Source organism: uncultured Meiothermus sp. (assembly GCF_937863175.1).
Taxonomy (GTDB): Bacteria; Deinococcota; Deinococci; order Deinococcales; family Thermaceae; genus Meiothermus.
Window position 1 is genome coordinate 1 of record NZ_CALMCQ010000064.1, and the last position, 8,296, is coordinate 8,296.

At 59.7% G+C, this 8,296-nt stretch carries 9 protein-coding genes and 1 pseudogene; 7 read left to right on the forward strand and 3 right to left on the reverse strand.

The genetic code is table 11. The features are described 5' to 3' along the window. Positions 1 to 175: 175 nt before the first annotated feature. Both Q0288_RS02565 and Q0288_RS02570 read left to right on the forward strand, forming a co-directional pair. Positions 176 to 955, forward strand: coding sequence for a PaaX family transcriptional regulator C-terminal domain-containing protein (locus Q0288_RS02565; RefSeq protein ID WP_299426724.1), 780 nt, complete (start codon positions 176 to 178; stop codon positions 953 to 955). Between the two features lie 308 nt (positions 956 to 1,263). Then, positions 1,264 to 1,443, forward strand: a pseudogene (locus tag Q0288_RS02570) (RES domain-containing protein); the annotation flags it as partial. Positions 1,444 to 1,465: 22 nt separating this feature from the next. Here Q0288_RS02570 and Q0288_RS02575 read toward each other — a convergent pair. From Q0288_RS02575 to Q0288_RS02585, 3 genes are read right to left on the reverse strand one after another with little or no spacing between them, the layout of a single operon-like run. Next, positions 1,466 to 2,068 (reverse strand): CoA pyrophosphatase, encoded by a 603-nt coding sequence (locus Q0288_RS02575; RefSeq protein WP_299426731.1) that lies wholly within the window; start codon positions 2,066 to 2,068, stop codon positions 1,466 to 1,468. A gap of 44 nt (positions 2,069 to 2,112) precedes the next feature. Next, on the reverse strand, positions 2,113 to 2,703 hold the full coding sequence (locus Q0288_RS02580) for a MazG family protein (RefSeq protein WP_299426734.1): 591 nt from the start codon (positions 2,701 to 2,703) through the stop codon (positions 2,113 to 2,115). 32 nt (positions 2,704 to 2,735) lie between these two features. After that, on the reverse strand, positions 2,736 to 3,212 hold the full coding sequence (locus tag Q0288_RS02585) for a hypothetical protein (RefSeq protein WP_299426737.1): 477 nt from the start codon (positions 3,210 to 3,212) through the stop codon (positions 2,736 to 2,738). 172 nt (positions 3,213 to 3,384) lie between these two features. On the opposite strand from Q0288_RS02585, the gene Q0288_RS02590 reads away from it, so the two are divergent. The 5 genes from Q0288_RS02590 to fusA all read left to right on the forward strand — a co-directional run bounded on the left by Q0288_RS02590 (position 3,385) and on the right by fusA (position 8,168). Continuing rightward, positions 3,385 to 3,852 carry a copper chaperone PCu(A)C gene (locus Q0288_RS02590; protein WP_299426740.1) on the forward strand — a complete coding sequence of 156 codons (468 nt, stop codon included), beginning with the start codon at positions 3,385 to 3,387 and terminating at the stop codon, positions 3,850 to 3,852. Positions 3,853 to 3,944: 92 nt separating this feature from the next. Then, entirely contained in the window at positions 3,945 to 4,562 is a 618-nt protein-coding gene (locus Q0288_RS02595; RefSeq protein WP_299426743.1) for an SCO family protein, read from the forward strand. 578 nt (positions 4,563 to 5,140) lie between these two features. Then, positions 5,141 to 5,545 (forward strand): 30S ribosomal protein S12, encoded by a 405-nt coding sequence (rpsL, locus tag Q0288_RS02600; RefSeq protein WP_299426753.1) that lies wholly within the window; start codon positions 5,141 to 5,143, stop codon positions 5,543 to 5,545. A 56-nt stretch (positions 5,546 to 5,601) separates the two neighbouring features. Next, positions 5,602 to 6,072: a 30S ribosomal protein S7 gene (gene rpsG, locus Q0288_RS02605; protein WP_299426746.1), complete on the forward strand. Its 471-nt coding sequence runs from the start codon at positions 5,602 to 5,604 to the stop codon at positions 6,070 to 6,072. 2 nt (positions 6,073 to 6,074) lie between these two features. Beyond that, positions 6,075 to 8,168, forward strand: coding sequence for an elongation factor G (gene fusA, locus Q0288_RS02610; RefSeq protein WP_299426749.1), 2,094 nt, complete (start codon positions 6,075 to 6,077; stop codon positions 8,166 to 8,168). Positions 8,169 to 8,296: the final 128 nt, after the last annotated feature.

Genomic DNA, 8,296 nt, shown 5'->3' on the forward strand with positions numbered 1-8,296 from the left:
GGGAAGAGGGGGTGCGGATTGCCATGTTCTGGTGGCGTTATCGGGGTGGGCAGTGGTTTCGGCTGGACTCCAGGGCCCCGGCGTTGGCTGCAGATTGAACGAACCGCCCGATACTCCCACCAAACCAAACGCTTTTTGGCCAGGAACGCAAAAATCCGTATTATACTGGGCCTCAATGCGGGCGCGCTCCTATCTGTTTACGCTCTATATGGAATACCTGCACCCGGAAAACCGAGCCTGGGTGGGGGATTTGATTCGCTGGATGGAACTGCTGAAATTTAGTGAACCCGCGGTACGGGCCGCTGTCTCGCGCAGTGTTAAGCGCGGCTGGATTATCCCGGAGAAGGACGGACGGCGGGCCTACTACCGGCTTTCGCCCAGGGTGGCCTGGCAGGTTGAGAACGTGCGTGAACGGCTCTATACCTACGGCGCTCCCTGGGACGGCAAATGGCGCATTCTGGTCTACGCCGTACCGGAAGCCAAACGCACGGTGCGTGACCGCTTCCGCAACGAATTGATACTGCTGGGTTTCGGGACGCCCGCACCGGGGGTCTGGGTCAGTCCCAACGGTTCGCTCGAGGCCGCCCGCGATCTGGTGGGCTTTTATGGCCTGAGAAGCTATGTTGAGCTTTTTCAGGCCGAGCGCTTTTCCAGCACCCCACCCCTCGAGCTAGTTGAAAAATCCTTCAATCTCAAAGCAGCCCAGACTCGCTACCGTGCGTTTCTGGCGCAAAAACAAGACCGACCCCAGAACGCCGAGGAAGCCTTTGTGCGCCTCACCCACATGGTTCACCAGGCCCGCAAGAACCTCTTCCTCGACCCTGGCCTGCCACTCGAGCTAACCCCGTCCGGCTTCCTGGGACAGCGGGCTAAAGAGCAGTTTTTGCAACTCTATGATCGTCTGGCCAAACAAGCCAAACCGTTGTTCCTGAGCGAATCTGTCGCCGCCGATTAGTCTCGGGGATTTGCACACGGATGGTTAATCCCCCTGGGGAGCGAGTGCTGGAGCCTTTTCACTCGGGGCAATTCCGATCTCCGCCCCTGGCACTATGCCTGCAAGGTTCCAGCGCCCAGGGTACCGGCTGGCCCCTTGCAGGCGAGCGGATGGTTTACCTGGCCAGCGCGCTGGCCCAGGCTGTGCTGGAGACGCGGGTGCATCTCGAGGTCGCGGGCTATCCAGCAACCGTAGGTGGCTCTCGGATTCGAGCTTCCCGTTGAACTAATCCAGTACGCCCCGCCCTACTTGAGAACTGGCGCAAAGACTACGAAATCACCCGCCGACCTGGCAGCCAGTGGCTCCAGGCCGGCACCTCGCTGGCCTTGCGGGTTCCCGGTGCCATCACCCCGGCTGAGCCCAACGACCTGCTCAACCCGCTGCACCCCGGAATTGCTCAGGTGAGGTTGCGGCGGCGGGCCCTGGCCTGGGACGAGCGGTTGTTCTGAGCCTCCTGGTCAGGCGACGGGTTCAAAGCCGCACTTCTCGAATGCGCTCGAGAAAGTCGTGCACGATATTCCCGGTCAGGCCCCAGATGTCGTAGCCGCGCCAGGGATAATGCCAGACCCTGCGCCTGAGCCTGCCAAACTCCTCCGAAAACTCACCCCCCAAGCCGATAGGGAAGCGGTTGCTGGGGGGCGGGGTGCGTTCTTCGGCATAGGCGGGGGCAGCCAGCAAATCTTCAATGGGCACCCAGAGCAACTCGCCCACTTCCTGGGGATTTGGAGACAGGTGGGGCTCCTGAGTAATGCGGCCCAGCAAGGGAAAAACCCGGTAGCCAAAGGGGGAGAGGGTGGGGTTGAGGTGGCCCAGAATTTCTACATAGCTGGGGTCTAACCCCACTTCCTCCCAGGTCTCGCGCAAGGCGGCTTGCTCGGCGCTCTCGCCATCGTCAAAGCGCCCGCCAGGAAAGCTAATCTGGGCGGGATGGTGGGGAAGATGAGCACTGCGAACCGTAAACAGAAGCCTGCCTTCCCACACAGGCAGCAAAACGGCTGCATCCACAAACCCCTGGGGTAGCAAAAGCTCCTGGGGCGGGCGGATCACAGCGGCTTTGAGAAACTCGGATTTCATACCTTCCTAACCAAGCCCAAAACTCCAGGGGGCAGCGCTCACAACTAAAGGCAATTTTGCTCGCAACGCTCACGCAGCAAAACCTCTGGGTTCACCATTTCCTGGCGGCACAGGGCCACCATCAGCCACAGCGCCTCGGATAGATTGCCCTGCTGGACGGCTTCGATCAGGCTGGCCCGATTGGCGGGAGGTGTGTCGAGTTTTTTCTGAATCTCAAAGGCTCGAGCCAGCGCCCCTAGACTGCGCGGCACCTGGTCACAGATGGATCTTGCAGGCTTACCCTCGGAGGCTTTGATGGTCTGCCAGTTGGCGATTACGGCCTCGGCGGTCTCGGCTTGCACGTTGCCAAACACATGCGGGTGGCGGCGGATGAGCTTGTCCACGATGTGCTGCTCGACCTGGGGATAGGCAAATGTACCCTCCTGCTCAGCAATTACCGAGTGGAAAGCCACTTGCAGCAATACATCACCCAGTTCTTCGGCCAGTTCGCTAGGATCGCCCCGACCCATGGCATCTACGGCTTCGGCGGCCTCCTCGAGCAGGTAGGGCCGAAGGCTCTGGTGGGTCTGCTTCTGATCCCAGGGGCAGCCATCGGGTGCGCGGAGGCGGCGCATGACCTCCAATAGACGTTCCATGCTTTATAGCCTAGCGGATTCTGGGAAGCAGATTATGCCTTTTTAAGCAAACGCCACAGCAGGAATCCGCCCACCCACGAGCATCCGATCAGGATCAGGCTCAGCGGATCCACCGGGGCCGTGTCGCCAAGAGCCAGGCCCTGGGGGCTGGGGTAGGGGGGGCCCGTCGTGCGGGTCAGAATGAATAACAGCGATATCAGACCCACCAGCCCGATCGCACCCAGGTAGGTTCCACGCTCCATGCTGGCGGGCATCTCGAGCAAGCGGGTCAGCAGCAAAAAACCCCCATACATCAGTTGAAATCCCAACAACATCATGAACATCAGAGCGTACCAGAACCCCGCGCCTTGCAGCCCTAAAGGGGTCTCGTTGCCAAACAGCTCACCGCACAGCCCGCCTCCCAGAAAAGTGTCTCCAAGACCTAGCAACTGCAAGAAGAAAGGGGCGATCAGCGAGGCGGCAGCCCAGCGCACCTGGGGACTGGAAAAACCTGATGAGACATTATTCATGCCGTTCTTATCATGCCGCAGAGGGGTGAGGGTAGTGTGTAATGACCTCGAGGGCGGAGGGTCAAATGCCTGCAGTTACTTGTCCTCGGTTACCGACACCCGTTTTTGGATTCGGGACATTTGACCATAGTGGGTTTGCCTACCTTAACCTGGGGAGATTTCGGAGATTTCAATGCTGATACGTTTCGGGGTGATTTTGTTGCTGCTGGGCTGGGCTTTTGCTCAGGGCCAGGGCCTCCGGGTGGAAAATGCCTGGGTACGGCTGGTGCCAAACCAGACCACAGCGGCCTATATGGTGCTGGTAAACACCGGTGCGCGCCCAGTCCGGGTGCTGGGGGTCAGTAGCCCGATTGCAGCTCGAGGAGAGCTGCACCAGACCCAGTTTGTAGACCCCAACGACCACCTGGGAATGGATCACCGTCACAGCCCAGAAATGAAGGGACTGGAAGTGACCGGGATGCGCCCGGTAAAGGAGCTGGTGGTTCCGGCCAGGGGGCGGCTGGAGCTCAAGCCTCGTGGAACTCACATCATGCTGATTGACCTGCGCCAGCCCCTACGGCAAGGGCAGCGGGTGCGGCTGGTGCTGCGGCTCGAGGGGGGACGAACCCTCAGTGTGGATGCGGTAGTTCGGGCACAATAGGGCCACGTATCAAGGCCCCGGATGTATCAGATGAAACCGAGGTCAGGCGTGAACAAATGCAGTGATCCCAAAATGAACCAGGAGCGTAGCTGATGCCGCGTCGAGCCATATGGATTACTTTGATGGCTGGCCTGCCCTTGCTGCTGGCCATTGCTGCCTTCCTCTTGATGCGCGATATCTACCAGCCCTACGGAACCCGCCTTTTGAACATCCGTGCGGCAGAAGCTAACGAATTCACCCTCACTGCCCACACTGGCTCGACCAAGAGCCTGTCCGACTTCCGGGGTAAGGTGGTATTGATTTTCTTTGGTTTTGTGAACTGTCCGGATGTCTGCCCCACCACTATGCTCGAGCTGGGAAGCGTCTACAAGGTCCTCACCCCAGGCGAGCAAGAGCGGGTGCAGGTTTTGCTGATCTCGGTGGATCCCGAGCGCGATACCCCAGAGTTGCTTGCAAAATACACGACTTTCTTTGGCCCTACCTTTCTGGGCCTGACCGGAACACCTGAGCAGCTTGCCGAGGTCGCAAAAAAATACGGGGTCTTCTTCCAAAAATCAGCCATCAAGTCACCGATCGAATATAACGTAGACCACACCGCTACGGTCTTCGCCCTCGATCCCAGAGGTCAACTGCGCCTCATTTATCGCTACGGCATGGCTGCCGCAACCGATCGAATGGTGGAAGATGTGCGCTGGCTCTTGCGGGATTGATACCAGGCCTGACGGATCTCCCTGCTGGTGCTCCGGCACGTTAGTTTTCGAGCTAGATGTGGCCTCTGGAATGGTGAGTGTTTTTGGGGTCTACAGCTCATACCGATTTCTTTGTTACCAGTCCCCGGAAGCACTCTTCAAAAAGATTTTTGCTACAGCAGTGTCTTTTTGAAGCGTGGGGTGGGTAAACCCCTCTTCGCAAGGCCAGATTGAGCGGGTCGGCCTCGAGGGCAATTGTGAACAAAAAGCCAGGTTCCATCCTGCGATTCCGGCCCCTTGATTAACTCGTGATGCCCGTATATACTTCTAGGGTTGCGTTTCCTCAGGCCAGCCCCGGTCGTGAGGTTGCATCGGTTGCGCTCACGGGAAAGCCGTCGCGCAATGCGAGGAATGAGCGTGCTAGAGCACTCTCTGCCTTCGCAAGCGATTCTTGAGAATCCAGGGGCGAACCTCGGGCCACCGGCCTGATTCGCTTCTCGACGGGAACCCCGCACCGAGCGCAGCGCAAGTACGCAGACCTCAGTGTGGGGCTTTAGTTTCTATAGAGAAGTTCAGTTAAACGAAAGGATGTGATTACACTGCCAACCATCAACCAACTCCTCCGCAAAGGCCGTGCTCCGGTTGCTAAAAAGAGCAAAGTGCCCGCCCTCAAGGGGAGCCCCTTCCGTAAGGGGGTCTGCACCGTGGTGCGCACCGTCACCCCCAAGAAGCCCAACTCGGCGCTGCGCAAGGTGGCCAAGGTTCGTCTGTCCAGCCAGTACGAAGTTACCGCCTACATCCCCGGCGAGGGCCATAACTTGCAGGAGCACTCGGTGGTGCTGATTCGCGGGGGCCGTGTCAAAGACCTTCCGGGGGTGCGCTATCACATCGTGCGCGGCATCTACGACACCCAGGGTGTGAAAGACCGCAAGAAGAGCCGCTCCAAGTACGGGGCCAAGAAGCCCAAGGCCGATGCCAAGGGTGCGGCAGCCAAGAAGAAATGACATGGATGCCGCCTTCCCCTGCCGGAAGGGTAGGGCGGCCTGAGTGAGGTCTGAGTATGTCGCGTAGAAGACAAGCAGAAGTTCGCCAACTCGAGCCCGACCACCTCTATGGGGATGTGGTGGTGTCGGCCCTCATCAACCGCATGATGCGTGATGGCAAAAAGAACCTGGCGGCCAAAATCTTCAAGGATGCCTGCGAGATTATCCAGGACAAGAGCGGTCAGGAGCCCCTCAAGGTCTTTAAGGCCGCCCTGGACAACGTGCGCCCTCGTGTTGAGGTGCGCAGCCGCCGGGTCGGTGGGGCCAACTATCAGGTTCCCATCGAGGTCTCGCCGCGTCGCCAGCAGACCCTGGCCCTGCGCTGGATTGTCAATGCGTTCAACGGCCGGGGTGAGCGCGAAGCCCACCAGCGCCTGGCTGCCGAACTTTTGGAGGCCGCCGAGGGCAAGGGCAACGCGGTCAAGAAGAAGGAAGATGTAGAGCGTATGGCCGATGCCAATCGGGCCTACGCCCACTACCGGTGGTGAGTATGTCCGTCAAGACAGGAGTTGACCTCAAGCTGTTCCGCAACATCGGGATAGCGGCGCACATTGACGCCGGTAAAACCACCACTACCGAACGCATCCTCTACTACACCGGGCGTATCCACAAAATCGGTGAGGTGCACGAGGGGGCGGCCACCATGGACTGGATGGCGCAGGAGCGCGAGCGCGGCATCACCATTACGGCTGCTGTGACCACCGCCAACTGGAAACACAGCGGCACAGGGGTCGAGCACCGCATCAACATCATTGATACCCCTGGCCACGTGGACTTTACTATCGAAGTCGAGCGCTCTATGCGGGTGTTGGATGGCGCAGTCGCAGTCTTCGATGCTTCCCAGGGGGTGGAGCCCCAGTCCGAGACCGTCTGGCGTCAGGCCGACAAATACCGTGTACCCCGGGTGGCCTTCGCCAACAAGATGGACAAGACCGGGGCAGACATTTGGCTGGTAGTCAACACCATGAAGGAGCGCCTGGGGGCCAAGCCAGTGCTGATGCAACTCCCCATCGGGCGTGAAGATACCTTCCAGGGCATTGTTGATGTGCTGCGCCAGAAGGCCTATCTGTACGGCAACGACCTCGGCACGGATATCCGCGAAGTTGAAATCCCCGAGGAGCTGAAAACCCAGGCTGCCGAATACTTCGAGAAGCTGGTCGAGGCGGCTGCCGATTACGATGAGAACATCATGGTCAAGTTCCTCGAGGGCCAAAAGCCTTCCGAGGATGAGATCATTAAGGCCGTCCGCAAGGGCACCATCGCCATCGAGATTTTCCCGGTCTTTTTGGGTTCGGCCCTGAAGAACAAGGGTGTGCAGCTTCTGCTCGACGGTGTGGTGGACTTCCTGCCCTCACCCCTCGATATCCCCCCCATCAAGGGCAAGCTGGAGGAGGGCGAAGAAGTGGAGCGCCCCGCCGATCCCAGCGCGCCGCTGGCCGCCCTGGCCTTCAAAATCATGGCCGACCCCTACGTGGGCCGCCTGACCTTCATTCGGGTCTACTCCGGTACGCTCAGGTCGGGCTCCTACGTGCAGAACACCACCAAGGGCAAGAAGGAGCGCGTAGCCCGGCTGCTCCAGATGCACGCCAACCACCGTGAGGAAGTCGAGGAGTTGAAGGCGGGCGAGCTTGGCGCGGTGGTGGGTCTCAAGGAAACCATTACCGGCGACTCGCTGGTAGGCGACGGCGACGAGGCGGTGACCCTCGAGTCCATCGAAATCCCCGAACCCGTAATTGACCTGGCCATCGAACCCAAGACCAAGGCCGACCAGGACAAACTGGGTGTGGCCCTGTCGCGCCTGGGCGAGGAAGACCCCACCTTCCGGGTCTCCACCGACCCCGAGACCGGCCAGACCATCATCTCCGGCATGGGCGAGCTGCACCTCGAGATCATCGTGGATCGCCTCAAGCGCGAGTTCAAGGTGGATGCCAACGTGGGCAAGCCCCAGGTAGCCTACCGCGAAACCATCACCCGCAACGTGGATGTAGAGGGCAAGTTTGTGCGCCAGTCGGGGGGTCGCGGTCAGTACGGCCACGTCAAAATCAAGGCCGAACCGCTGGGCCGGGGCTCGGGCTTCGAGTTCGTCAACGCCATCGTGGGTGGTGTCGTCCCCCGCGAATACATCCCGGCGGTGCAGAAGGGGATCGAGGAGTCCATGCAGAGTGGGCCGCTAACCGGATTCCCCATTGTGGACTTGAAAGTGACCCTCTACGACGGGAGCTACCACGAGGTGGACTCCTCCGAAATGGCCTTCAAGATTGCGGGCTCGATGGCTATCAAGGAAGCCATCGAGAGGGGTGGTGCGGCGATCCTCGAGCCCATCATGCGCGTCGAGGTGATTACCCCCGAGGACTTCCTGGGCTCCATCATTGGCGACCTCAACAGCCGCCGTGGGCAGATCCAGGGCATGGAAGAGCGTGGCAATGCCCGTCTGGTACGGGCACATGTCCCTCTGGCCGAGATGTTCGGCTACGCCAACGACATGCGCTCGATGAGCCAGGGCCGGGCCCAGTTCTCGATGTTCTTCAACCACTACGAGCAGGTTCCCCAGAACATTGCTCAGAAGCTAATCAAGGGGCAGTAAGTGTGTCGTGGGACGCGAGTCTTGTTTCAAGAAAGAACCCGCGACCAGAGACGAAACAAGGAGTGAAACCAGTATGGCGAAAGGCGTATTCGAACGCACCAAACCACACGTAAACGTGGGGACCATCG

Bases quoted from the DNA above. Each gene is read 5' to 3' on its own strand.
- fusA (WP_299426749.1), top strand. From the start codon at position 6,075: ATGTCCGTCAAGACAGGAGTTGACCTCAAGCTGTTCCGCAACATCGGG.
- Q0288_RS02590 (WP_299426740.1), top strand. From the start codon at position 3,385: ATGCTGATACGTTTCGGGGTGATTTTGTTGCTGCTGGGCTGGGCTTTT.
- rpsG (WP_299426746.1), top strand. From the start codon at position 5,602: ATGTCGCGTAGAAGACAAGCAGAAGTTCGCCAACTCGAGCCCGACCAC.
- Q0288_RS02565 (WP_299426724.1), top strand. From the start codon at position 176: ATGCGGGCGCGCTCCTATCTGTTTACGCTCTATATGGAATACCTGCAC.
- Q0288_RS02585 (WP_299426737.1), bottom strand. From the start codon at position 3,212: ATGAATAATGTCTCATCAGGTTTTTCCAGTCCCCAGGTGCGCTGGGCT.
- Q0288_RS02575 (WP_299426731.1), bottom strand. From the start codon at position 2,068: ATGAAATCCGAGTTTCTCAAAGCCGCTGTGATCCGCCCGCCCCAGGAG.
- Q0288_RS02595 (WP_299426743.1), top strand. From the start codon at position 3,945: ATGCCGCGTCGAGCCATATGGATTACTTTGATGGCTGGCCTGCCCTTG.
- Q0288_RS02580 (WP_299426734.1), bottom strand. From the start codon at position 2,703: ATGGAACGTCTATTGGAGGTCATGCGCCGCCTCCGCGCACCCGATGGC.